Annotated in this window: 24 protein-coding genes and 1 pseudogene; 9 read left to right on the top strand and 16 right to left on the bottom strand. The window is 64.1% G+C overall.

Features of this window, described 5'->3' with window-relative positions:
- From G454_RS17820 to G454_RS0104890, 8 genes and pseudogenes are all read right to left on the bottom strand, one after another.
- Nucleotides 1–203, bottom strand: a pseudogene (locus tag G454_RS17820) (ISLre2 family transposase); the annotation flags it as partial.
- A gap of 190 nt (nucleotides 204–393) precedes the next feature.
- The gene (locus G454_RS20280) at nucleotides 394–1,539 is read right to left on the bottom strand and encodes an MBL fold metallo-hydrolase (RefSeq protein ID WP_051275910.1); all 1,146 of its coding nucleotides are present in this window, start codon (nucleotides 1,537–1,539) and stop codon (nucleotides 394–396) included.
- Nucleotides 1,536–1,970, bottom strand: a complete 435-nt coding sequence (locus tag G454_RS0104915; protein WP_027717704.1) for a hypothetical protein — start codon at nucleotides 1,968–1,970, stop codon at nucleotides 1,536–1,538. The genes G454_RS20280 and G454_RS0104915 overlap by 4 nt, the downstream gene beginning before the upstream one ends.
- Nucleotides 1,971–1,986: 16 nt before the next feature.
- On the bottom strand, nucleotides 1,987–2,223 hold the full coding sequence (locus tag G454_RS0104910; protein ID WP_027717703.1) for a hypothetical protein: 237 nt from the start codon (nucleotides 2,221–2,223) through the stop codon (nucleotides 1,987–1,989).
- A complete protein-coding gene (locus G454_RS0104905) occupies nucleotides 2,207–2,437 on the bottom strand; it encodes a hypothetical protein (RefSeq protein ID WP_027717702.1) in 231 nt (76 codons plus the stop codon). Before G454_RS0104905 ends, G454_RS0104910 begins: the two co-directional genes overlap by 17 nt.
- A 15-nt stretch (nucleotides 2,438–2,452) precedes the next feature.
- The gene (locus tag G454_RS0104900; RefSeq protein ID WP_027717701.1) at nucleotides 2,453–2,920 is read right to left on the bottom strand and encodes a hypothetical protein; all 468 of its coding nucleotides are present in this window, start codon (nucleotides 2,918–2,920) and stop codon (nucleotides 2,453–2,455) included.
- Between the two features lie 18 nt (nucleotides 2,921–2,938).
- Nucleotides 2,939–4,351 carry a CaiB/BaiF CoA transferase family protein gene (locus G454_RS17810; RefSeq protein ID WP_051275909.1) on the bottom strand — a complete coding sequence of 471 codons (1,413 nt, stop codon included), beginning with the start codon at nucleotides 4,349–4,351 and terminating at the stop codon, nucleotides 2,939–2,941.
- A 2-nt stretch (nucleotides 4,352–4,353) separates the two neighbouring features.
- Nucleotides 4,354–5,826 carry a CaiB/BaiF CoA transferase family protein gene (locus G454_RS0104890; RefSeq protein WP_027717700.1) on the bottom strand — a complete coding sequence of 491 codons (1,473 nt, stop codon included), beginning with the start codon at nucleotides 5,824–5,826 and terminating at the stop codon, nucleotides 4,354–4,356.
- 453 nt (nucleotides 5,827–6,279) lie between these two features.
- On the opposite strand from G454_RS0104890, the gene G454_RS0104885 reads away from it, so the two are divergent.
- From G454_RS0104885 to G454_RS0104845, 9 genes are all read left to right on the top strand, one after another.
- On the top strand, nucleotides 6,280–7,437 hold the full coding sequence (locus G454_RS0104885) for an ABC transporter substrate-binding protein (protein WP_027717699.1): 1,158 nt from the start codon (nucleotides 6,280–6,282) through the stop codon (nucleotides 7,435–7,437).
- Nucleotides 7,434–8,294 carry a branched-chain amino acid ABC transporter permease gene (locus tag G454_RS0104880; RefSeq protein WP_027717698.1) on the top strand — a complete coding sequence of 287 codons (861 nt, stop codon included), beginning with the start codon at nucleotides 7,434–7,436 and terminating at the stop codon, nucleotides 8,292–8,294. Before G454_RS0104885 ends, G454_RS0104880 begins: the two co-directional genes overlap by 4 nt.
- A 19-nt stretch (nucleotides 8,295–8,313) precedes the next feature.
- Nucleotides 8,314–9,177: a branched-chain amino acid ABC transporter permease gene (locus G454_RS0104875; RefSeq protein ID WP_027717697.1), complete on the top strand. Its 864-nt coding sequence runs from the start codon at nucleotides 8,314–8,316 to the stop codon at nucleotides 9,175–9,177.
- A gap of 69 nt (nucleotides 9,178–9,246) precedes the next feature.
- Complete coding sequence (locus G454_RS17805; RefSeq protein ID WP_051275907.1) at nucleotides 9,247–9,966, top strand: ATP-binding cassette domain-containing protein; 720 nt, start codon at nucleotides 9,247–9,249, stop codon at nucleotides 9,964–9,966.
- 1 nt (nucleotide 9,967) lies between these two features.
- Nucleotides 9,968–10,672: an ABC transporter ATP-binding protein gene (locus tag G454_RS0104865; RefSeq protein WP_027717696.1), complete on the top strand. Its 705-nt coding sequence runs from the start codon at nucleotides 9,968–9,970 to the stop codon at nucleotides 10,670–10,672.
- Nucleotides 10,673–10,750: 78 nt separating this feature from the next.
- Entirely contained in the window at nucleotides 10,751–12,439 is a 1,689-nt protein-coding gene (locus G454_RS0104860; protein WP_211229959.1) for an acetate--CoA ligase, read from the top strand.
- A 64-nt stretch (nucleotides 12,440–12,503) separates the two neighbouring features.
- Entirely contained in the window at nucleotides 12,504–13,355 is an 852-nt protein-coding gene (locus tag G454_RS0104855) for a peptidase U32 family protein (RefSeq protein WP_027717694.1), read from the top strand.
- A complete protein-coding gene (locus G454_RS0104850; protein ID WP_051275903.1) occupies nucleotides 13,337–14,260 on the top strand; it encodes a peptidase U32 family protein in 924 nt (307 codons plus the stop codon). The genes G454_RS0104855 and G454_RS0104850 overlap by 19 nt, the downstream gene beginning before the upstream one ends.
- Nucleotides 14,261–14,275: 15 nt before the next feature.
- The gene (locus G454_RS0104845) at nucleotides 14,276–15,220 is read left to right on the top strand and encodes a peptidase U32 family protein (RefSeq protein WP_027717692.1); all 945 of its coding nucleotides are present in this window, start codon (nucleotides 14,276–14,278) and stop codon (nucleotides 15,218–15,220) included.
- Between the two features lie 58 nt (nucleotides 15,221–15,278).
- Here the strand turns inward: G454_RS0104845 and G454_RS0104840 are convergent, their stop codons facing one another.
- From G454_RS0104840 to G454_RS0104805, 8 genes are all read right to left on the bottom strand, one after another.
- On the bottom strand, nucleotides 15,279–15,830 hold the full coding sequence (locus G454_RS0104840; RefSeq protein WP_027717691.1) for an HD domain-containing protein: 552 nt from the start codon (nucleotides 15,828–15,830) through the stop codon (nucleotides 15,279–15,281).
- A 3-nt stretch (nucleotides 15,831–15,833) separates the two neighbouring features.
- Entirely contained in the window at nucleotides 15,834–16,229 is a 396-nt protein-coding gene (locus G454_RS0104835) for a PaaI family thioesterase (protein ID WP_027717690.1), read from the bottom strand.
- 58 nt (nucleotides 16,230–16,287) lie between these two features.
- Nucleotides 16,288–17,019, bottom strand: a complete 732-nt coding sequence (locus G454_RS0104830; RefSeq protein WP_084413270.1) for a 4Fe-4S binding protein — start codon at nucleotides 17,017–17,019, stop codon at nucleotides 16,288–16,290.
- Nucleotides 17,020–17,186: 167 nt separating this feature from the next.
- Entirely contained in the window at nucleotides 17,187–19,205 is a 2,019-nt protein-coding gene (locus tag G454_RS0104825) for a sodium-translocating pyrophosphatase (protein WP_027717688.1), read from the bottom strand.
- A 144-nt stretch (nucleotides 19,206–19,349) separates the two neighbouring features.
- The gene (gene secG, locus G454_RS0104820) at nucleotides 19,350–19,577 is read right to left on the bottom strand and encodes a preprotein translocase subunit SecG (RefSeq protein WP_027717687.1); all 228 of its coding nucleotides are present in this window, start codon (nucleotides 19,575–19,577) and stop codon (nucleotides 19,350–19,352) included.
- An 89-nt stretch (nucleotides 19,578–19,666) separates the two neighbouring features.
- A complete protein-coding gene (eno, locus tag G454_RS0104815; protein WP_027717686.1) occupies nucleotides 19,667–20,962 on the bottom strand; it encodes a phosphopyruvate hydratase in 1,296 nt (431 codons plus the stop codon).
- A 20-nt stretch (nucleotides 20,963–20,982) separates the two neighbouring features.
- A complete protein-coding gene (gene tpiA / locus G454_RS0104810) occupies nucleotides 20,983–21,738 on the bottom strand; it encodes a triose-phosphate isomerase (protein WP_027717685.1) in 756 nt (251 codons plus the stop codon).
- Nucleotides 21,739–21,749: 11 nt separating this feature from the next.
- Nucleotides 21,750–22,934 (bottom strand): phosphoglycerate kinase, encoded by a 1,185-nt coding sequence (locus G454_RS0104805; RefSeq protein ID WP_027717684.1) that lies wholly within the window; start codon nucleotides 22,932–22,934, stop codon nucleotides 21,750–21,752.
- Nucleotides 22,935–22,953 lie beyond the last annotated feature (19 nt).

Below are 22,953 nucleotides of genomic sequence, written 5' to 3'. Positions count from 1 at the left end.
TCCCAGGTACTCCGGTCACGTTCGCGCATCAGACGCTCATCCATTTGTTCCAGGGCCCAGGTAAGAATTTGGTTGCACACCTTCTGGCAAAGTTCGTGAATGCCTCTCTCAAGCTCATAAAAATCCTTGCTCTCACTGATTAACTTAATCAGACCAGTGACAAAAAGAAGGACTGCACCCACTATGTGGCGAATGTCTAACATGAGACCTCACACTCCTTTAGCTTGAGTTTTGGTGGTTTTTTGGGAGCGAGGTCTCATTTCTTTTTCAAGGGGCTTATTCCTTTCTGGCGCCTACTGAAATTTTACACGGCCTTCATCCCCCGATTAAAAATCGGGGGCATTCTGGCGGGGCTTTTGTAAAAAAGCCGGCCTTTTGGCCGGCCCGCATTTTTCACACAGCTCCCCTGCCCTCCAAAACGTTTTCCGCAAACCTCCTGGCAAACTCCTCCCGGAAGGGCCCGATGGCCATGGCCTCCTCGTGCCTCCCCGCCAGGGAAAGGGCCAGGCCCTTGTAGACGAGCGCTTCAAGAGAGCCGGGTCGCTTTTCCAGGGCGCGCTCAAAGCACTCCAGGCTTCCCTCGTAGTCCCCGAGCCCCATTAGCGCGCGCCCCTTGCCCACCAGGGCCAGGAAGTTGCCGGGGTCGCCCCCCAGCACCGCCTCAAAGGCCTCCGCCGCTTCCCGGAAACGGCCCAGGTCGCAGAGGCAGGTCGCCTTTAAGCCCAAAAAGGAGGTGTCCTGCGGGTTTTCGCCGAGCCGGCGCTCGCAGCAGTAGACCACCTCCTCCAGGTGGCCGCGGCGCAGCATCTCCAGGGCCAGCTCCGCCCAGGGGGCATCCTTTCCGGCCGCCCTCTTGATGAGGCCCTCGTAGGTATCGCGGATCACCTGCCGGGCATGGCCGAAAACTGGCTCCCAGTGGCCGGGAAGGAGGTTCTCCACCTTTAGGGAAAGCAGCTGGCGCAGGGAGGAAAGGTAATCCCGCAGGTTCCCCCCCGCCCCGGGGTCGGGAGCCACAATGCCGTAGGGCAGGACCATGTCGCCGGTGATGAGGGTGGCGCTTTCGGCGTGGTACAGGCAGATGCCGTCGGCGGTGTGTCCGGGCGTGGCCAGCACCTCAAAGGTAAAGCCGGAAAGCTCCAGGGTTTCCCCGCCCTCCACCTCCCGCAGGTGCAGGCCGCACTCCCGTACGATCTCCTTTAGCTCTTCGGGCCCCTCACGGTGCAGGACGACCTCCAGCCTGCCCTCCCTTAGGATGCTGGGGTAGGCCCGGAGCAGTTCTACGGTGCCCATGGCGTGGTCCATGTGCCCGTGGGTGAGCACCACCTTTTGGACGTCGGCGGGCTTAAATCCTTCCGCAAAAAGCTGTATGAAGGCGGTGTAGTCGTTTCCGGCATCAATGAGGGTCAGGTAGTCGCCGCAAAGGGCGTAGATGTTGGAGGAAAAGTCGTAGCCCTCGAGGTAGAGGCAGCGCGCAAATAAAGAATGGTCGGGCTGGAGTGCGGAAAGCCTCCTCCAGCCCGGCCCGGTTTCCCGGCTCATGGCGCCACGTAAGGCACGTAATAGTGGAGCTTCATCTTTTCTTCCGGCCAGAACTTGCGCTGCTTTACCTCTCCGGGGTAGACTTCTTCCTCCCGCCCGTCGGCCCGCTCAATGGAGCTGATGGTCAGCTCCAGGAAGTGAAACTCCGTCAGCTCGTACTTGACAATGGCCTCCGGCGGCAGGACCACCGCCAGGCCCGTCTCTTTGCTGGTGGGCCAGGTGAAATGCTCGTTGGGGGTGGCCACGCGCTCGGCCTTCGGGTTGTATACGGCCAGAAGGGTGCCCTTCACCTTATCCCCCGGCTGCACCTTATAATCCTCGTAGAGCTCGTCGGGGAGGTACCACCAAAGGGCCCGCTCCCCGGTCTTCACGTAGCCCCTCACCAGCATGGGGTCGTAGCCGCAAACAACTACCCGGCACTTTTCGGGCATTTCCTTACACCCCTTCTCATGAATTGAGGAGCGCTTTTGCCTGCTCTTCACAGAAACGCCAGAATTCCCTTACCTGCTCTTCACCTATATACCGGCACTCGTAGAGCCTTCTCAGGTACGGGTAGACCATTTCCTCCACTTCCGCCAGGAAATCGGCGGGGGCGGTGGCGCCCGCCCACCGGGAGTAGTCCTCCTTCCAGGCAAGCACCACCTGCCGCAGCGCTTCCAGCTCCGCCTTACCCTCGGGCCTCATAGGCGTAACACCGCTTGACCACGTCGTACTCGGAAATGCACCAGTAAAAGGGCCAGTGGATCTTCTTGCAGTAGCCGATGAGGTCAGCCGGCGGGAAATTGGAATCCTTCAGCACCGGCTTCAAATACTTGCAGCTCCAGCAGATATGGTCGGTCTTCTTGGCCGGCTCTAAAACCTTGGCCAGGAATTCCTGCGGGCTGAGCGTTTTATCCATTCCCCCACCCCTCCCCTACCAGTCCTTTACTTCGCCGCGCTTCTTCTTTTCCTGGTACTCCTGCCACACCTCGGGCGAGAGCTTCTCCACGTCCCAGGCAAAGCCAAAGGAGCCCAGGAAGCCTGTAGACGGCGGCTGGGGAGCCCAGCCGCGGACCGGCCGGCCGCGGATGCTGAACTTGACCATGTCCGGCTTGCCCAGGTAAATTTCCCGGGGCTGGCACTGGAAAGGCCTGGTGCGCCCCTCCGTGCCCGGGAGGTAGTTCGTATAGCCGTCCAGGGGCTTATCGGCGTAGAGCGGCAAAATGTCCGGTGCCTCGCCCGGCTTTTCCTCCGGGCCGGCGTACATGAAGCCCTGGATCATGTGAATGTAGTAAACCGTGCGGCATTCGGCGCACTGGACCTTACCCTCCCAGTTCCAGAAGTAGTAAGGGTCCAGGTAGTTTACCGTATTGCACTTCTTGCACCAAATGATGTCGCACACGGGACCCCGCCTCCCTCTCTAGATAATGCCCTTTTCGGACCACTCTTTGAGCTTGCTCAGGGGGTAGCCCAGCAGCTCGTGGTAAATCTTCAGGTTATCGGCACCCAGCGTCCGCCAGACCCACTTCACGCGCCTGGGGGTCTCGGACATCAGGCCCGCGCTGTAGGCGCCCTGCACCAGCACGTCGCCAAAGGTGGGGTCCTCCATCCAGCGGATGGTGCCGCGCTGGCGGAAGTGCTCGCACTCGTACACTTCCTTGTCGTTGCGCACGGGCATGGCCAGGATGCCGGCATCGGTAAGGATTTTGACCACTTCGGAGCGGCTCTTGTCCGCGGCCCACTGCTCCAGGGCGCGGTAGATCTCTATCTGGGCCTCGGGCGCCAGCCGCTGCTTGTGGCTCTTGTACTTCTCCCAGAGGTCCTTGCGCCCGATGACGGCGCAGAGCTCCTGGAAGTCGGGGTCGTTGAAGGCGCTGACCATGACGTAGCGGGCGTCGTATTTGAGCTGCGGGTTGACCTCGTCGGGGTAATCGGACTTGCCGCAGAGGATGATGCCGTGCACACAGAGCTGGGTATCCCAGTTGCCCCAGCGCTGGCGCACCACGCCGAAGCGGTGGTAGAGCGGCACGGTGTAGCCCATGGCCCGGGTACAGGCCTGCACCTGGGAGAACTCGATCATGGTGCCCAGGCCGTACTTGCGGCGCCAGTTCAGGGCGGCCAGGATGGCCACGGTGATGAGCGTGCCCGAATACCAGTCGATTACCCAGTTGGTGTGCTTGGTGGGGTGGCCGCCGAAGTCCTCGTGGAAGCCGGTAATGCTGGCCAGCCCGGCGTGGGCCTGACCTAAAATGTCGTAGGAGGCACCGAAGACCTTGGGCCCGTAGCCGAAGCCACCGCCCCAGACGTAGATGAAGCGGGGGTTGATCTCCTGCAGGTAGCGGTAGCTCTGGCGCCAGCGGTCGAAGGTGCCCGGGCGGTAGCACTCGGTCAGGCCGTCGGACATCTTCACCAGCCGGTAGAGGATCTCCTGGGCCTCCGGGCGGTGGTAGTCCAGGGTGATGTTGTACTTGTTGGTATTGGCGTTCATGTAGCCGAAACCGGTGCCCGTCATGGGCCGGGAGTCGTGCATGGGGTAGAGGTAGACCTCGTTAAAGGGAGAGGTGTGCCGCATGGGCTCGCCCATGCGCGGCACCTCGATCTTGATGACCTCCGCCCCCAGCTCGGCCAGGTTGGCCACCGAGTGGGGGGTGAAGATGTACATGGTGCAGCTCAGCCAGCGGATGCCCTTTAAGCTTTCCGGCTTCTCGAATTCCCTGCCCGGCGCAAAGAGCCGGCGGCAGTATTCCTCGTACGGGATCTTGGCATCCTCCAGGTCTGCCTGGCTCTTCGGCCCCGGCAGTTCCTCCAGGCAGCACTCGCGCAGGTCCTTCATCCTTAAATGACCCCCTTCTCTTTGAGCTCCCGGAGTTGCTCGTAGCCCAGCCCCAGGTAGCGGCGGTAAATCTCCGCGTTGTCGTAGCCCAGCGGCCGTCCCATCCACTTCACGCGGGCAGGCGTGCGGTGCTGGTAGGAGTTGGGCGACACGGCGTACATGAGCTCCCCGTAGTTGCTGTCCTCAATGATGTCCACCCAGCGGCGGTACTTGAAGTGGGGGAACTCGGCCACTTCGTCAATGGTCATCACCGGCCCGGCAGCCACCTCGTACTCCAGGAGCTTCTTCTCCACCTGCGCCCGGGTGTTTTCCCGCAGCCACATGGTGGTGAGGGTGTAGGTCTTCACCAGCGCCTGGAAGGCGTTGCGGGCGGCAATTTCCTTTAAGAAGGGGTCCTCGGTAATGAGGCGGCCGAACTGGGGCAGCTCTCTTTCTATGCACATGCAGATGCGGTACCACAACCGGTCGGTCTGGCCGCCGATCATCATGTAGCCGTCCTTGCAGGGGTTCCAGGCATACTGGTTCAGGTTGGGGTCCCAGCCGCCGGTGCGCGCCTTGATGCTGCGGTTGAAGCCGTACCATGAAATGTCAAAGTCCATTATCTCCATAAGGGCTTCCGCGGAGGTAACCTCAATGAACTGGCCCCGCCCGCTGAACTCGTCGCGGTAGTAAAGGGCGGCCAGGATGTTCACCGCCGCCTGTTCGCCGGCCGCATAGTCGGCAATCCACACCCCGGAGCGGGTGGGGTCGCCGCCGCTGCCCCGCGGCAGGAGGTCCTGCGGGAACCCCGTATTGTGGATGTACGAGTTGGCCGCCTGGGCAAAGGGCTCCAGCATCCACTGCCCGTACTTGGAGACGCGGTCCTTAAGAGGCCCCCACTGGCCCAGGATGCCGATCCAGCAGTAGATGACCCTGGGGTTGAGCTTGGAGATCTGCCGGTAGCCGATGCCCCACTCGTCAAACTGCCCCGGGGGGTAGTTTTCAATGATCACGTCGGCGTGGCAGGCCAGCTTCTTGTACAGCTCGCGGCCCTCGGGAGTCTCCAGGTTCAAGGTGATGGAATACTTGTTGCGCATCTCGGCAATGAATTCCAGCCCGCAGGGCTCCCCGCGCTCGGCGTCCTTTAACATATACTCCTCGCGGCCAAAGGGGGTGAGCTGGCGCAGGGGATCCCCCGTAGGGGGCTCTACCTTGATGACCTCGGCCCCCAGTTCGGCCAGCAGGGAGGAGGCAAAGGCATTGCCCAGGCGCCAGATGCCCACATCGAGGACCTTTAAGCCCTGCAGGGCCTCCGGCTTGTCAAAGACGCTTTCAAAGCCCAGGATCTCCTCCGTAAACTTCCCGAACTCCTCCGCCTTCCTGCGGGCGTACACCTTCATGACTTCCTCTTTGGACGGAGGAGGGGTCACCGGCCAGGGCCTCACCTTTAAGGTGTCGGCAAAGCTGTTTATTTCTATTTCCCGCACTTCCCTCATTTAGCAAACCCTCCACTTCCCCAGTTTTTTTACTCCGCCGCCACGACCGGGAAGGGTCCAGGCACCAACTTCGCACCGGAGCTTTTAAATCACCCCCGCTTCGCTCGCGCACGCGCTTGCTTTTGACCTCGCTAAGTGCAATTTTAAGGGGCCTCTTTACAGGCCGGAAAGCTTTTTTCCGCAAATCACCAAAAAGGCATGGCGAAGTGGTAACCCAAAGGGTTAAAGCGACCGTTGCGCGAAAAGGCACTCTTTTCCGACAATTTGTCCCTCCGGCACGCAACCTCACGGTAACCCCATCCGGCAAGGCGTCACGGCTGGCAACGGCCATCTAACCGCTCGACCCCCAAAGTTGGCCGTTAGCCCGAAAGTTTATGACGTCCCCGCCCTTTTGTCTTAAAATAAAAGTAACAAAAGTCACAAGAGTCTAAATTTAAGGAGAGGAGTCAGGCAATGCGCCGGTTGATGCTGGTATTGGCGCTGGTGCTGGCAGTATGCGCCGCGGGCGGCTGCGCCCGGCAGGGCACCGCTACAAAGCAGCCGGAGGCCTTAAAAATCGGTGTTCTCGCCCCTCTCACCGGACCCTTTGCCTCGGGCGGCGCTTCCATGAAGCAAAGCCTGGAGCTGGCCCGGGAGGAAGTAAACGCCAAGGGGGGGGTATTAGGCCGGCCGGTGGAGCTTATCTTTGCCGATTCCCAGGGCAAGGCCGACGCGGCCCGCGCGGAGGCGCTGCGCCTGTTAGAAAAAGAAAAAGTGCAGCTCCTCATCGGGGCGTATTTAAGCGAGGAGACGGCTGAGGTCATGGAGCTGGCCGCCGCGAAAAAAGTTCCCCTCATCATCCCCGTGGCCGCGGCCACGGAATTTACGGCCAAGGTGAGGGACGATTACGACAAGTACAAGTACGTATTCCGCGTGGCCTACAACATCGACCAGTGGGCCGAGCTTTTGGGCAGCTTCATGGCCGGGCAGGGAATAAAGAATTACGCCTTTGTAGGGGTGAACATCCGCTGGAACCAGGAGTTTGCCCAGGCGCTTAAAAACTACCTGGCCAGGTACGGCATAACCCCCGTCTACGAGGGCTACTACGCCAGCAAGGACCCGGCCTTAGACGGCATCGTTAACGCCCTTAAAGAGAAAAGGCCGGCCATGGTGGTGCTGGGCGACCCCGGCAAGGGAGCCGTGGAGATGGTGAAAAAGATCCAGGACTACCAGCTGGGCGTGCCCGTGCTTTCCGTGGGCGGCTCCCTGGGCGACGCCCGCGTGGCCGCGACCCTCACGGGCAAGAGCCCCGTCTACTTCCAGGCGGCGGGGTGGAAAAACACGGAGAAAGGCGCCCGGTACTTTGAAACCTTTAAGGCCCGCTACGGTTACCAGCCGGTGGGCTACAGCGACGTCTTGCCCTACGACGCGCTCCTGGTGCTGGCCCAGGGGGTGAACCGCGCGGGAAGCCTGGAGGCGGAAAAGGTGATCAAGGCCCTGGAGGAGGGCAAACTGGAGGGGCTGTGCGGCACCTACAACTTCGACCGGTCCCACCAGGCCCAGTGGGGGCCGGGCAAGGGGCTGGCTGGCGTGGTGGTGGAGTGGCGCGAGGGTAAGGATGTGGTGCGGTGAGCACCCTTTTGCAGCTGGCCGTCAGCGGGATCCTAAACGGGGCGGTGCTTGCGCTGATGGCCGTGGGGCTGGCGCTGGTTTTCGGCATCATGCGGGTGATCAACCTTTCCCACGGCGCCTTTTTCGCCCTGGGCAGCTTTTTAACCTATACCATCTCCGTGTCCATGGGTAAAAGCCCCCTGCTGGCCCCGGCGGTGGCCGCGCCGGCGGCCTTTGCCCTGGGGGTAATCTTCGACCGCCTCTGCCTGGCCCCCGTAAGGCAACACCACGCCACGGTGGCCCTCGTCACCCTGGCGGCAAGCATCGTTTGCGAGCAGGTCTTCCAGCTCCTGTGGGGGCCGCAATATCTGAGCATGCCCAAGCCGCTGCCGGCGGTAGAGGCGGGCGGGGTGGTGGTGGATTTGCAGCAACTGGTGGCAGGCCTGGCAGCCGTGGCCCTTACCGCCGCCCTTTTCCTGGGCCTGCGCACCGGGTGGGGGACGGCAGTCAGGATGGTCGCGCAGGACCCGGAAGGAGCCCAGCTGCTGGGCATTAACGTGGAGGCCATCCAGACGCTCATCTTCGGCCTGGCCAGCGCCCTGGCCGCCGTGGCGGGAAGCCTGACCGCGCCTTTGCACACCATCCACCCCACCATGGGCCGCGCGCCCATGATCCTCTCCCTGGCGGTGGTGGTGGTGGGCGGGCTGGGCAACGTGCAGGCCGCCCTGGTGGCCGGCCTGGTGGTGGGGACCTGCGCCCAGGCGGTGAGCTTCTACCTGGCCGCCCAGTGGTCCTACGTGTTTGCCCTGGCCGCCATCGTGCTGGTCCTTCTCACCAGGCCGCACGGCCTGCTGGGAAAAACCATCAAGCGAGACTGAGCTTTCTGGAGGAAGGCCCATGCGCAGCCTGTTTCTCTTTGCCGCCGCAGCCGCCCTTTACCTCATCCCCCCGCTTGCGCGCGACCCCTTTCTCCTCAACATCCTCACCCTCGCCCACCTGCAGGCGCTCTTCGTGCTGGGGTGGGACCTCACGGCGGGGATAGGCGGCCAGCTCAGCGGCGGTCACGCCCTGGCCTTCGGGGGGGCCGGCTACCTGATGGCCCTGCTGACCTTAGAGGGCCTTCCTCCCCTGGCGGCCCTGCCCTTAGCCCTGGGGGGAGCCCTGCTGCTGGGCCTTACGGTGGGCCTGGCCACCTCGCGGCTGACGGGCGCTTTTGTCACCCTGGTTTCCCTGGCCCTGGCCGAGATTGCCCACGAGATTGCCCTCTGCACCGGCATAACCACCCCCGCCGGCTACAGCCTGGGCGGTGAGAGCGGCATCCCCGTGGCGGCCATCGTGGCCCGCGAGGTAGAAGCCTTTTACGCCTTCAACTACTACCTCTCCCTGACGCTCTTGCTGGCCGCCGCCGGGGGCCTGCTGGCGCTGAAAAAATCCGTGCCGGGGCTAAAGCTCCTGGCCGTGGGGCAGGACGAGATGGCCGCGCAGGCCATCGGCCTCTCGCCCCCCGCGCTGAAAACCCTGGCCTTTGGCCTCGGCTTTCTCCTGGGCGGCACAGCAGGCGCCCTGCACGCCCAGTACCTGGGGCTGGCCGCCCCTTCATCGCTGTCCCTGGAGCTGAGCTTTGCGGCCCTGGTGCTGGCCATCCTGGGAGGGAGGGGTACGGTGGCCGGCCCGGCCCTGGCCGCCTACCTCGCCGGCGCTTTTTTTCCTGGCTGTGGGTACCGCCGCCGGTGCGCCTGCTGGCCTACGGCCTGGCGTTGATCCTGGCCGCGCGGTTCTTCCCCAAGGGAATCGGGCCTCACCTGGCCGAACTCTGGCGGAGGTATCGAGATGCCGGCAGGCCAAAATGAGCTCCTGCGGGCCGCCGGCCTGACCCGCTCCTTTTACGGGTACCCGGCGGTAAAGGGGGTGAGTTTTGCCGTCCGGGAAGGGGAAGTCGTGGCCCTCACGGGCCCCAACGGCTCCGGCAAGACCACCCTGCTCAACCTCCTCGGCGGCCTCCTGCGGCCCCAGGAGGGGAAAATTTACTGGGGGAGCCGGGAAATCACCCGCTTAGACGCCCACCGGCGGGCCAGGCTGGGCATTGCCCGCACCTTCCAGCTGACCAGGCCCTTCTGCCACCTCACCGTCTACGAGAACGTGCTGGTGGCCCTCACCGCCCGGCGCTGGCACCAGACGCGCGCCGACCGCGAGCGGGCCAGGATGATCCTCGAGGAAACCGGCCTGCTGGACCGCCGGCACATGCCGGCCAACCAACTCTCTTCCGGGGCGCTGAAGCGGCTGGAGCTGGCCCGCGCCCTGGCCACCTCGCCGCGGCTCCTGCTCCTGGATGAGCCCTTTGCCGCCCTGAGCATCAAGGAAGAGGCCGGGCTGCTGGAACTCCTGCGCCGCGTCAACGAGCGCGGCGTGGCCATCCTCCTGGTCTCCCACAACCCGCGCATTTTAAGCAACCTGGCCCACCGCATCCTTTACATGGAAAGGGGCAGGCTCAAGGGGGAGTTCGACCGCGGCCAGGTACCCCAAATCCTCCGTGAAGGGATGGAGCTTTAGGATGGCCCTCCTCGACGTGCGGGAACTCTGGGTGAGCTACGGGGGCGTGCGCGCCCTCAAGGGAGTAAGCCTGGCGGTGGAAGAGCGGGAGGTGGTGGCGGTGGTGGGGCCCAACGGCTCCGGCAAGACCACCCTGCTGCGGGCCACCGCCGGCATCACCCCTCACCAGAGGGGCAGCATTTGCTTTGCCTCCCGGGAGCTCACCGGGCTCCCGGCCTACCGGCGCGCCCGCCTGGGCCTCATCTACACCCCCGAGCGGGCCAGGGTGGCCCCCGAGCTGACGGTGCTGGAAAACCTTCGGGTGGGGGCCCTCCTCCTGCGGGACGCCCAAAAGGCCCGGGCCACCTTGGAGGAGGTGTTTGCCCTTTTCCCCTGCCTGGCGCAAAAGAAGCATTACCCGGCAGGCGTTTTGAGCGGCGGGGAAAAGCAGATGCTGCTCATCGGGCGGGCGCTGATGGCCCAGCCCAGGATGCTGCTTTTAGACGAGCCCTTTTTCGGCCTGAGCACGGGCATGAAGCAGGTGCTCTCCCAGGTCATCCGCACTTTGCCCCAGAAAGGGGTCACCGTGCTCTTCTCCGAGCATGATCTTAAAGCGGCCACCAGCTTGGCCGGGCGCATTTACGGCTTCTGCCAGGGGCGCATCATCTTTGCCGGCAGCAGCGCGGAATTCCTGCGGAGCAACGCCGCCCAGCGCATATACGCCTAGATGAAGGGGGTGAGCGGGCAAAGCACGGGGTTGCCGCCACCATAAATGGCTAAATATTTAAAAAATATTTGCGAAGGGGTGAAAAAACTTATGGGTTGCCTTCCCGAGAATTACCTGCCGCCCAGGGAGCTCTGGCCGCAAAAAATTTACACTCTGCCCGAATTCCAGGAATACCCCGATCTTTTAAACGCCACGGAAGAGCTGATTGACAAGAACGTGCTGGAAAAGGGCATGGGCAACCACGTGGCCATCTTTTACGAGGACCAGAAAATCACCTACCGAGAGCTGATGTACGCCGTCAACCGGCTGGGCAACGCCTTAAAGGACCTCGGCCTCGGAGAGTGCGACCGCGTAATCATCCGCTCGCCCAACGTCCCGGAAGCCCTTATTGCCAACTTTGCCATCATCAAGATCGGGGGCATCTGCGTGCCCACCTCCCCCCTTTTCTCCCGGGTAGAGCTGGCCCACGTGGCCAACAACGCCGAGGCCAAGGCCATCTTCTGCCACGTGGGGCTCATGGGTGAGCTGGAAGCGGCCAAGGACAACTTCAAGACGGTGGAGCACATCATCGTCATCGGCGGCAACCCTGCCGAAGTCAAGGCCAAGGGCTACATCCCCTACGGCGAGCTGGCCAGCCACCCCAACAAGCACCTGGAGCCCGTGCGCCGGGAGCGCCTGGCGGTGGCCCTGCTCCTCTACACCTCCGGCACCACCGGCCTGCCCAAGGGCACGGTGCACTTCATGGAGGACCTCCTCATCATTGCCGACAGCTTCGGCAAATATTGCTGGCGCGTACGGCCCGACGACGTCATCGGCGGCCCGGCGCCCATGGCCTTTGCCGCCGGCTACGGCGTAACGGCGGTCATACCCTTCCGCTTTGGCGCCGCCGTGTTCCTCCTGCCGAAGTTCACGCCGGAGGATATGTTCGAGGCCATCCAGAAGTACAACGCCACCATCATTTCCGTGCTGCCCACGGCCTACCGCAAGATGCTCCAGGTCCCCGACGCGGAGAAGAAGTACGACTTAAGCTCCTTACGCATCTGCACCGGCGGCGGCGAGGCGCTGGGCACCAAGGCCTTCTTTGCCTGGCGGGAGCGCTTCGGCATGGACATTTACGAGGGGCTGGGCTCCTCGGAAATGGGCTTTGTCTTCGTCTCCAACACGGTAAACATGAGGGCCAAGCCCGGCTCCGCCGGCCAGGCCGTCCCCGGCTACGAAATCAAGGTGGTAGACGAGGACGGTCGCGAGCTGCCGCCCGGCGAGATCGGCAGGTTCATCGCCCGCGGGCCCACCTGCACCGTCTACTGGCGGCCCTACGAGGACAACGGCGCCCTGCTCAAAAAGCAGAAAGAGGTCAACTTCAACGGCTGGAACCAGGTGGGCGACTACGTGTACCTGGATGAGGAAGGCTACCTCTTCTTTGTCTCCCGGGAGGACGACCTCATCAAGAGCTCCGGCTACCGCATCGGCCCCGAGGAAATCGAAGACGCCCTGGCCAAGCACCCGGCGGTGAGGGACGTGGGCGTGATCGGTGTGCCCGACGAGGTCCGCGGGCAAAACGTCAAGGCCTACATTGCCCTCAACGAGGGTTACACGCCCGGCCCCGAGCTGGAAAAGGAGCTCATCGAGTTCTGCAAGGATAAAATCTCCGTCTACAAGCTGCCGCGGGAGTTTGCCTTTGTCAGCGAGATACCGCGCACGCCCACGGGCAAAATCCTGCGCCGCATCCTGCGCGAGTGGGAGAAAAAGGCCCGCGGCGAGGCGTAGCCACAAGCGGCGGGGGCCTCATGGCGGCCCCCGCCGGACATTCCAAAGGGGGTTTTTTGCGCTCATGGCCCTCCTACTGGCCCCGGCAGGAAGCTTGAAGGCCGCTCAGGCCGCTTTTAAAGCCGGCGCCGATGCCGTGTACGCGGGGCTGGCCGGTTTTTCGCGGGGCAAAAACGGCATGAGCCTGGAAGAGCTGAAAAGCTGCCTCTCCGTCGCCCGCAACCTGGGGCGCCGGGCCCACGTGGCCTTAAACGTCATCCCCCGGCACGCCGACAAAGAAGAGCTCCTGAGGGCGGTCAACCTGCTGGCCCACGCCGGGGCGGGCGGCTTCATCCTCAACGACGTGGGCCTAATTGCCCACCTCGCCCGCGCCTTCCCCGCCATACCGCTTTACGCCAGCGTGGGCTGCGGGGCCGTAAACGCCGAGGACGTGCTCTTTTTAGAGGAGCTGGGCGCCAGGGGCGTCATCCTGCCGCCCGGCATTTCTCCCGCAGAGGTGGCTTACATCCGCTCCAGAACCTCCGTAGAGCTGGAGGTCTTCCTGCTGGCCGCCGTGGAGCCCCTCAGGCCGGGCACCTGCATTCTGGGCGGCTACCTCCACCGGGGCTCGCCGGCCCTGGGCAGCGCGCGGCGCGGCAGGTACTGCGGGCGGGCCTGCGGCGCGCCGTGGCGGCTAAAGGCGGGCGCCGGCCAGGCGAGGAGCTGCCGCCTGTCTTTTAGCGAGCTGGACATGGCCGGGGAGGTGCTTTCCTACCTCAAAAGCGGGGTCACCGTCTTCAAGCTGCAGGGCCGCCACCTGTCCCCCGAGGCAACCGGCCTCACGGTGCAGCGGTACCGGCGGGTCCTGGACCAGGCGCTGGCGGCCTTCGGCCAGCAAAAAGAGGGGGAGGTGAGAGCGTGGGGCAACTCGAGATAGAGCTGAACACCCAGGTTTCCACCCTGGAAGAGGTAAACGCGCGGGATTTAGCGCCTTACCAGGCCGTTTACCTGGGGAACCCCTACTGCCCAAAGCACGCCGGTAACCTGCTGGAAAACCACCGCGAGCTGGCAGAAGCCATCACGCGCCTCAAGGGGATGGGCAAGAAGGCCTACGTGGCCACGCCGGCCGCCCCCCGCACCGGCGAGCTGGGCGGCGTGGAAAAGCTGGTGGAAACCGCCGCCCGCGCGGGGGCCGACGCCGTGGAGGCCCACAACCTGGGGGTAGTGAGGCTGGTCCACCGCCGCTTCCCGGGGCTGCCCGTGCACACGGGCTGTTTTGCCAACGTCTACACCGATCTGGGGGCGGCCAAATTAAAGGAATACGGAGTGCGGAGGGTCACGCCAAACTACGAGGTGAGCCTGGAGGAAATCCACCTCATCCGCGAGGCCGGCGGCCTGGAGGTGGAGATACTCCTGCACGGCAAGATGCCCCTGGGGCTCACCAACAGCTGCTTTTTGCTCAACTTCCCGGACCACCCCTGCCCCCAGGCCTGCCGCGAGGATTTCTGGCTCACCACCCGGGACTGGGTGCTCAAAATCACCGGTACGGTGGTGTGGAGCGGCAAGGACGTGTGCATGCTGGAGCACCTGCCGTACCTGCTGGAAAGCGGCTACCGGGCTTTTCGCCTGGAAACCCTTTACGAGCCGCCGGAATACCGCCGCGAGGTGGGCCTCATCTACCGGGAAGCCCTGGAGCACATGGCCGAAGGCCGGGAGCTGCTCTGGCCGGCCTGGCTGGAGATGCTCAAAAACTGGTCCCGCCACGGCTTCTGCAACGGCTACTACTTCGGCCAGGCCGGGAGGATGTACATCAACCAGTACGGCGAGCCGGTAAGCATCTGAGGAGGTGGTATTAAGATGGTAGAACTCCTGGCGCCGGGCGGGAGCCCGGAGATGGTGCGGGAAGTAATGGAGGCCGGGGCCGATGCCGTCTACGTGGGGCCCCGGGGCTGGAGCAGGCGGGCGGCGGCCTTTGAGCTGGGCGACGAGGAGCTAAAAGAGTGCGCCTCCCTGGTCCACTCTTACGGCAAAAAAATCCGCGTGGCCATCAACACCCTCCCCCATTCCCGGGAGATCCCCTTGCTTTTAAAGAAGCTCGAGCGCTTCCTCTCCTGGGGCATCGACGCGGTCATCCTCACCGACGTGGGCTGCATCCACGCCGTGCACCGCGCCTTCCCGGAGCTGCCCATTCACGCCAGCGTGGGCTGCAATATGACCAACGCCCAGGACTACGCCTTCTTCCGGGAGCTGGGGGTAAGGCAGGTGGTGGCCGACTGCAAGCTCCCCTGGGAGGAGTTGTCGGCCATACGCCGGGCCGGGCTGGGGGTGGAGGTGCTCATCCACGCCAGCACGTGCTTTACCTACATCGGCCAGTGCTGGATGAGCAGCTACGCCCGGCAGGTCTGGCACCTTGATGCCGAGGGCAAGAACCACTTCCTGGGAAGCCCCAACCGCGGCGGGCTGTGCCACCGCCTCTGCCTCGCCCCCTGGGACGTGAGCTGCCGGCACGGCACCGCCGCCTGGGGCGTAAAGCTGCGCAACGAGGCCTTCTTCCTCTTAGAGGACATCCCCCGCTGCCTGGAGCTGGGCGTCTCCACGCTGAAGATCCAGGGGAGGGAGTACACGCCCGCCCTTATGGGAGCGGCGGTAAGGCTCTACCGGCAGCTAATTGACAGCTGCCTCGCCTCCCCGCGCAGCTTTGACCCCGCACCCTGGTACGCCCGCCTGGAGGAAATAAAACGCCTGCGGGACGAGCAGCGCGCCCGCAGGACGGCAGAGCTCTTAAGAGAAAGCATTGCCTAAAAGGGGCCCCCCACGCTCTAAAAACGGGGCCTTTATGGCGGCCCCATCCGCGAAAAATTTAAAGGCCCAGCTGGGAGGCAATCCCCTGCATGGCCGCCAGCCCTATGCCCATGAACTCTTCCAGGGTAAGGCCCATCTCCTCGCAGCTTTTTATTTGCTGCCGGTTGGCCCCCCGCGCAAAGGACTTTTCGTGGAAGCGGTTCATGAGGAAGGGCACGTCAATGGCGGCCAGCTTTTTCTCCGGCTTGATGAGCGCGCCGGCCACAATGAGCCCCGTCAACGGGTCGCTGGCATAAAGGGCCCGGTCCAGGAGGCTCTTGCGGGGCAGGCCGTGCACCTCGTTGTGCGCCTTCACGGCGTAAACCACTTCCTCCGGCAGGCCTTCCCTGGCCAGGAGGTCCCCTCCCTCCAGGCTGTGGCGGTGCGGCTCGTCCTTGGTCCACTCGTAGTCGATGTCGTGCAGCAGCCCGGCCAGGCCCCACAGCTCCTCGTCCTGGCCGAAACGGCGGGCCAGGCCGCGCATCACCGCCTCCACGGCCAGGGAGTGCTTGAGCAGGTGCGGGGTCTTAAGGTAGCGGGTGAGAAGGTCGTAAGCTTCCTGTCTGGTCACTTTTTATCTCCTCTCCAGAAATTTTCCCTTCGCTCGGGCGGCCACCCTGCCGCCGGGAAGGATGACGCGGGCGGTTAGTTCCCACAGGCGGCCCTTATGGGCCACCAGCTCCGCCTCCACGGTTACCCTGACCCCCACGGGCACCGGGTAACTGAAGCGGGAGAGCATCTCGGCGGTCATGGCCCCCACCCCCCGCCGCCAGAGCCACTGGGCCATGGCCTCATCCAGGAGGGTGGCAATCAGGCCGCCGTGCAGGTAACCGGTCCAGCCCTGGTGCTCCTCTCCGGGGGTAAAAAAAGCCCGGCAGACACCGCCCTCATCGGTAAACTCCAGGTGGAGGCCGATGGGGTTGTGCGGGCTGCAGGCAAAGCACATGCTATCGTTCCAGCTCTCGCCCATGACTTAAACCCCCAGGAGATATTTTACCAGAAAAAGCTCATTTTTTACCATGTTTTTGCTAGGCGGCCTGCTTTTTGGCGCCCCGCTCAAAGCGCAGGGCGCGGCGCGGACAGGCGGCCACGCAGGTACCGCATTTAAGGCAGTCGTTGTCCCCCATGGTGCCCTCCTCTTTATACGCGTAGGGCTTTAGCTGCATGGGGCAGACCCGGGTACAGGCCCGGCAGGCGGTACATTCCTGACCGATGAAAAGGGGTTCTTTGCCGCCGGAAAGCCAGCAGCTTAAGGTCCCCATGGGGCAGATGTGGCACCACGCCCTAGGGTGGAGGAAGAGGCCCAGGATGATGCCGGCCACCGTGGTCACGGCGAGCACGCGCACCAGGGCCAGGCCCATGGCCGCCGCGTCTCCCCAGGCCAGGTACCACTGCACGCCGATGACGGCAAAGATGAGGGCGAGCATGAAGGCCCTCACAGGGGTGGCGCGCAGGACGCCGGGTATGCCCCTTTTGAGGGAAACGGGCGCCACGAAGAGGTCGTAAAATGCCCCCCGCGGGCACATCCAGTCGCACCAGGCCCGCCCCCTAAATAGAGCCACGCCCACGGCGCCGGCCATACACCCCAGGAGCAGGAAACCCAGCCAGGGGTAAAACCAGCCCAGCACGGCCACCAGGAGCAGGACCGGCCAGGTCAGGTACTGGCGCACCCGGCGCTTCCTCTGCACTTCCCGCAGCCTCTCTCCTTGCGCGCCCTCACGAAATGCTCCCGCCGGGCGCTGCCGTGCGTCTTGCAACATGCTCATCCGCCTCCTTACATATACCCGTATGGGTATCTAAGAAAAAATATAAAACCTTTTCCCCGCCCTGTCAACAGTAAAGGTAAAAACCTCCTGCCTTTGCAAAGTAAAAGCCCCTGCCCCGGCAGGTACCGGGCAGGGGCTTGCTCTGCCGCCATGATTTGCCTTTAGCGCACGATGTTGGCCACCAGCGGCGTGATCAATAGGGCCACGATGTTGACGATCTTGATCATGGGGTTGATGGCCGGGCCCGCGGTGTCCTTGAGCGGGTCGCCTACCGTGTCCCCGGTCACCGCTGCGGCGTGGGTGGGCGTGCCCTTGCCGCCGTAGGCGCCTTCCTCGATGTACTTCTTGGCGTTGTCCCAGGCGCCGCCGCCGGCAGTCTGGAAGATGGCCAGGAAGAGCCCGCTGATGATGGTGCCCATGAGCATGCCGCCCAGGGCGTCCCGCCCGAGGATCAGGCCCACCAGCACCGGGGAGAGGACCGGGATGAGACCGGGAACGATCATTTCCTTCAACGCCCGGCGGGTGACGATGTCCACGCAGCGCCCGTACTCGGGCTTGGCCGTCCCCTCCATGAGGCCCTTAATTTCGCGGAACTGGCGGCGCACCTCGTTGACCACCTCGTAGGCCGCCCGGCCTACGGCGCCGATGGCCAGGGAGGAGAAGAGGAAGGGCAGCGCCGCGCCGATGAACAGGCCGGCCAGCACCCACGGGTTGTGGATGGAGAAGGTCAGCAGCTTGGGATCCACGTAGTCCGCTAGGTGGTGGGTGTAGTCGGCAAAGAGCACGATGGCCGCCAGGCCCGCCGAGCCGATGGCGTAGCCCTTGGTCACCGCCTTGGTGGTGTTGCCCACCGCGTCCAGCGGGTCGGTGATGTTGCGGATCTCGTCCGGCAGTTCGGCCATCTCGGCAATGCCGCCGGCGTTATCGGTAATGGGGCCGTAGGAGTCGATGGCCACGATGATGCCGGTCATGGAGAGCATGGCCATGGAGGCAATGCCCACGGCATAAAGCCCGCCGGAACCGCCGCCGCCCACCAGGTAGGAAATAATAATGCCCGCCACGATGACCAGCGCGGGGAGCACCCCGGCTTCCATGGCCACGGAGATGCCGGTGATGATGTTGGTGGCGTGGCCGGACTGGGAAGCCTCAGCAATGGAGCGCACCGGGCGGAAGCTTTTGGAGGTGTAGTAGTCGGTGATGTACACAATAGCCACCGTGATGACGACGCCCAGCAGGGCCGGCCAGAAGTACAGGGACGAACCCAGCATGGAGGTGGTTACGAACCAGAAGCCGATGAGGGATAAGACCGCCGAGGCCCAGAGGCCCTTGTAGAGGGCGCCCATGATGTTGGTGCTCTGGTCGCTCATGCGCACAAAGAAGGTGCCGATGATGGAAGCAATGATGGCCACCGCGCCCAGGACCATGGGGTAGATGACGTACTGCGGCTGGCCCTTGAAGAGCAGGAAGCCGAGCAGCATGGCGCCCACGGCGGTAACCGCGTAGGTTTCAAAGAGGTCCGCGGCCATGCCGGCGCAGTCGCCCACGTTGTCGCCCACGTTGTCGGCAATCACCGCCGGGTTGCGCGGGTCGTCCTCGGGAATGCCGGCTTCCACCTTACCCACCAGGTCGGCGCCCACGTCGGCGCTCTTGGTGTAAATGCCGCCGCCCAGACGGGCAAAGACGCTGATGAGCGAGCCGCCAAAGCCCAGGCCCACCAGGGCCACCGGGTCCTTGAAGATGACGTACATGGCCGACACGCCCAAAAGGGCCAGGCTCACGCACATCATCCCCGTCACGGCCCCGCCCTTAAAGGCCACCTGCAGGGCGTGGTTGATGCCGGACTTGGCCGCCTCGGCCACCCGGGTGTTGCCCCGCGTGGTCACGTACATGCCGATGTAGCCGCACAGGCCGGAAAAGACCGCACCAATGACAAAGCCGATGGCCGTCCAGTAATTGAGGCCGAAGAGAATGATGAGAGCAACGATGATGCCCACCACGGCAATGGTGCGGTACTGCCGGTTGAGGTAGGCCATGGCCCCCTCTTGGATGGCCGCCGAGATCTCCTGCATGCGCGGGGTACCGGCGGGACGGCTCAAAACCCAGGAGGCTAGGTATCCCGCGTAGAGGATGCCGATGACGGCGGCAATGATCCCCGCATAGCTAACCCAGGATTGTCCCAAGAAGGCTCCCTCCCTGCATCACAGTTTGTTTACAGGCTCATCTCTCCTCAAAAAGCACGCCAAAACCTCCTTCCTCCCCGCTTCACCTCCCCCTTCCCCTACAAAATAGCAGGCAGCCGGCAAAGACACCGGCAGCCCTTAACTCTAGTAGCGGAAACCTAAAACCAGAGATGTGATGGCAAAAAGAACGGCCACCACGGTGGTCACCCGGCCCAGGAACTCGTCCAGTCCCTTCTTTTTGCCGAAAAGCACTTCCGCGCCGCCCGCAATGGCTCCCAGCCCCGCGCTCCTGCCCGACTGCAGGAGGACCACCGCAATGAGCACCAGGGAAACCAGCACGTGAAGGCCGATGAGGGCTCCCTTTAAAAACATCCCCGCACCTCTTTTCCATTTGTTCCTATTATAACATAGCCTGCTGTTAATGGCAATTAGACACGCGGGGGCATTTTCCTCCTGCAAAATTACCCCTGAGCGGGGCGAAAAAGGCAGTAGAGGGCCTCCCTCCCCGGGTACAGGGCCGCCTTACCCAGCTCTTCCTCAATGCGCAGGAGGCGGTTGTACTTGGCCACGCGCTCGGTGCGGGAGGGGGCGCCGGTCTTGATCAGGCCCGTGCCGCAGGCCACCACCAGGTCGGCAATGGTGGTGTCCTCCGTTTCCCCCGAGCGGTGGCTGACCACCGCCGTGAACCCGGCCCGCCGGGCCATCTCAATGGCCTCCAGGGTCTCGGTGAGGGTGCCTATCTGGTTCACCTTTATTAAGATGGAGTTGCTGGCCCCAAGCTCTATGCCCTTCCGCAGCCGCGCGGTATTGGTCACGTAGAGGTCGTCCCCCACTATCTGCACGCGAGTACCCAGGCGGGCGGTAAGCTTGGGCCAGTTCTCCCAGTCGTCCTCGGCCAGACCGTCCTCCAGGGAGAGGATGGGGTAGCGCTCCGCCAGGGAGGCGTAGAAAGCGATGAGCTCCTCCGCCGTGTAGTCCCTGCCCTCCAGCCGGTAAACGCCGTCCTTGTAAAATTCGGTGGCCGCCGCGTCAAGAGCCAGGGCCACGTCCTCGCCGGGGCGGTAGCCGGCGGCAAGAATGGCTTCCATGATGACGGCCAGGGCTTCCTCGTTGGAGCCCAGGTTTGGCGCAAAGCCGCCCTCGTCCCCCACGGCGGTGGCAAGGCCCCTATCTTTCAACACCCTCTTTAAGTGGTGGAAGACCTCCGCGCCCATGCGTAAGGCCTCGGCAAAGCTGGGGGCGCCCACGGGCATGATCATGAATTCCTGGATGTCCACGTTGTTGTCGGCGTGCTTGCCGCCGTTTAAAATGTTCATCATGGGCACGGGCAGCCGCCGGGCGTTTACCCCGCCCAGGTAGCGGTAGAGGGGCAGGCCCAGGGAGCGGGCCGCCGCCTTGGCCGCCGCCAGGGAAACGCCCAGGATGGCGTTGGCCCCGAGGTTGCTCTTGTTGGGCGTGCCGTCCAGCTCGATGAGCGCCGCATCGAGGGCCGCCTGGTCGGTGACCTCAAAGCCGATGATTTCCGGCGCAATCTTTTCCACCACGTTCTTGACGGCCTTCTGCACCCCTTTGCCCAGGTAGCGCCTGGGGTCGCCGTCCCGCAGCTCCACGGCTTCATGGGCGCCGGTGGAGGCCCCGGAAGGCACCGCCGCCCGGCCCAGGGTGCCGTCCTCTAGGATAACGTCCACTTCCAGGGTGGGGTTTCCCCGGGAGTCCAGGATCTCCCTGGCACGGACATCGACAATGGCCAGTGACATTTGCTTACCTCCCCGTCATCCTATTTTGCCGCCGCCCGGGCAATGGCCAGGAAGCTTTCCACCTGCAGGCTGGCGCCGCCCACCAGCGCCCCGTCAATGTCGGGCTGGCGCAGGATCCCGGCGGCGTTCTCCGGCTTCACGCTGCCGCCGTACTGGATGCGCACCTTCCCGGCCACTTCGCGCCCGAACATTTCCGCCAGCAGGGCGCGGATGAAGGCGCTCATCTCCTGGGCATCCTCCGGCAGGGCGGTGCGCCCCGTGCCGATGGCCCACACGGGCTCGTAGGCCACGACCACGTTCCCGGCTTCTTGTGCCGCAAGGCCGGCCAGGGAGCCGCGGAGCTGCCCGGCCACCACCTCCCGCGCCCGCCCCGCCTCCCTCTCGGCCAGGGTTTCCCCCACGCAGACGATGGGCACCAAGCCGTGCCGCAAGGCCGCCTTTACCTTGGCGTTGACCGCCTCATCACTCTCCCCGAAGTGCTGGCGGCGCTCCGAGTGCCCCAGGATCACGTAGCGGCAGCCCAGCTCTTTGAGCATGAGGGGGGATACTTCCCCCGTGTAGGCCCCTTCCTCCGCCCAGTGCATGTCCTGGGCCCCCAGGCCCACTTGACTGCCGGCAAGCTCCCGGCCCACGGCCAAAAGCGCGGTAAAGGGGGGGCAGACGGCCAGCTCCACGCCGGCGGGGCTGCCGGACGATTTTAGCCGGCGCGCGTAATCCACCGCCTCGGCCACCGTCTTGTACATCTTCCAGTTGCCCGCCACCAGAGGCACGCGCACGGCCATCACCCCTACCCCGCCTTTTCCATGAGCACCGCCACCCCCGGCAGCACCTTGCCCTCCAGGAACTCTAAAGAAGCGCCGCCGCCGGTGGAAACGTGGTACATCTTGTCGGCCACCCCGGCCTTTTCCACCGCCGCCGCCGTGTCCCCGCCGCCCACCACGGCGGTGGCCCCGCTCTCCGCCAGCGCGCGGGCAACACCCAGGGTGCCTGCCGCATAGGGCTCCATCTCAAAAACCCCCATGGGCCCGTTCCAGAGCACCGTGCCCGCGCGGGCAAGCTCCCGGGCAAAGAGCGCCACCGTTTGCGGGCCGATGTCCAGGGCCATCCACTCCTCCGGCACGCCGTCTGCCGGCACCACCATGGACTCCGCCCCCGGCTCGGCGGCCCTGGCCACCACCAGGTCCACGGGCAGGAGCACCTTCACGTTTTTCTCCCCGGCCTTTTCCATGATCTCCCGGGCCAGCTCCAGGCGGTCCGGCTCCAGCAGGGACTTGCCCATCTTGCAGCCGCGTGCGGCCAGGAAGGTATTGGCCATGCCCCCGCCGATGAGCAGGGCGTCCACCCTGCCCAGCAGGTTTTCCACCACGCCGATCTTATCGGAAACCTTGGCTCCGCCCAAAAGGGCCACAAAGGGGCGGACCGGGCGCTCGAGGACCTGGCTGAGGACGCTTATCTCCTTTTCCATTAAAAAGCCGGCCACCGCCGGGAGGAAGCGGGCCACCCCTTCCGTGGAAGCGTGGGCCCGGTGAGCGGTGCCAAAGGCGTCGTTAACGTAAAGGTCGGCCAGCTCGGCCAGCTGCCGGGCAAACTCCCGGTCGTTCTTTTCCTCCTCCGGGTAAAAGCGCACGTTCTCCAGCAGCACCACGTCCCCCGGCTCCATGGCCTCCACGGCCGCCCGGGGAGCTTCCCCGATGCAGTCGTCCACCTTGACGACGCGCTTCCCCAGCAACTCCTCTAAGCGGGCGGCCACCGGGTCGAGCCGGTAGCGCTCGTCCACCTTGCCCTTTGGCCTCCCCAGGTGGGAAACCAGGATGACCCTGGCCTGCCTTTCCACCAGGTAGCGAATGGTGGGGAGCGCCGCGCGGATGCGGGTGTCGTCGGCCACTTTGCCCTCTTTCAGGGGCACGTTAAAGTCCACGCGCACCAGCACCCGCTTGCCGGCCACCTCCACATCGCGCAGGGTTTTCAGCACGCAAGGGATACCTCCTTAA

Origin of the sequence: Desulfovirgula thermocuniculi DSM 16036 (genome assembly GCF_000429345.1) — a bacterium.
GTDB classification, from domain to species: domain Bacteria; phylum Bacillota; class Desulfotomaculia; order Desulfotomaculales; family Desulfovirgulaceae; genus Desulfovirgula; species Desulfovirgula thermocuniculi.
Note: the sequence above shows the minus strand (reverse complement) of the source record. Positions and strands in the feature narration are given on the sequence as shown.

Bases quoted from the DNA above. Each gene is read 5' to 3' on its own strand.
- eno (WP_027717686.1), bottom strand. From the start codon at position 20,962: ATGTCACTGGCCATTGTCGATGTCCGTGCCAGGGAGATCCTGGACTCC.
- G454_RS0104845 (WP_027717692.1), top strand. From the start codon at position 14,276: ATGGTAGAACTCCTGGCGCCGGGCGGGAGCCCGGAGATGGTGCGGGAA.
- G454_RS0104905 (WP_027717702.1), bottom strand. From the start codon at position 2,437: ATGGATAAAACGCTCAGCCCGCAGGAATTCCTGGCCAAGGTTTTAGAG.
- G454_RS0104855 (WP_027717694.1), top strand. From the start codon at position 12,504: ATGGCCCTCCTACTGGCCCCGGCAGGAAGCTTGAAGGCCGCTCAGGCC.
- G454_RS0104915 (WP_027717704.1), bottom strand. From the start codon at position 1,970: ATGCCCGAAAAGTGCCGGGTAGTTGTTTGCGGCTACGACCCCATGCTG.
- G454_RS17805 (WP_051275907.1), top strand. From the start codon at position 9,247: ATGCCGGCAGGCCAAAATGAGCTCCTGCGGGCCGCCGGCCTGACCCGC.
- G454_RS0104885 (WP_027717699.1), top strand. From the start codon at position 6,280: ATGCGCCGGTTGATGCTGGTATTGGCGCTGGTGCTGGCAGTATGCGCC.
- secG (WP_027717687.1), bottom strand. From the start codon at position 19,577: ATGTTTTTAAAGGGAGCCCTCATCGGCCTTCACGTGCTGGTTTCCCTG.
- G454_RS0104830 (WP_084413270.1), bottom strand. From the start codon at position 17,019: ATGTTGCAAGACGCACGGCAGCGCCCGGCGGGAGCATTTCGTGAGGGC.
- G454_RS0104835 (WP_027717690.1), bottom strand. From the start codon at position 16,229: ATGGGCGAGAGCTGGAACGATAGCATGTGCTTTGCCTGCAGCCCGCAC.
- G454_RS0104875 (WP_027717697.1), top strand. From the start codon at position 8,314: ATGCGCAGCCTGTTTCTCTTTGCCGCCGCAGCCGCCCTTTACCTCATC.
- G454_RS17810 (WP_051275909.1), bottom strand. From the start codon at position 4,351: ATGAAGGACCTGCGCGAGTGCTGCCTGGAGGAACTGCCGGGGCCGAAG.
- G454_RS20280 (WP_051275910.1), bottom strand. From the start codon at position 1,539: ATGAGCCGGGAAACCGGGCCGGGCTGGAGGAGGCTTTCCGCACTCCAG.
- G454_RS0104890 (WP_027717700.1), bottom strand. From the start codon at position 5,826: ATGAGGGAAGTGCGGGAAATAGAAATAAACAGCTTTGCCGACACCTTA.
- G454_RS0104865 (WP_027717696.1), top strand. From the start codon at position 9,968: ATGGCCCTCCTCGACGTGCGGGAACTCTGGGTGAGCTACGGGGGCGTG.
- G454_RS0104910 (WP_027717703.1), bottom strand. From the start codon at position 2,223: ATGAGGCCCGAGGGTAAGGCGGAGCTGGAAGCGCTGCGGCAGGTGGTG.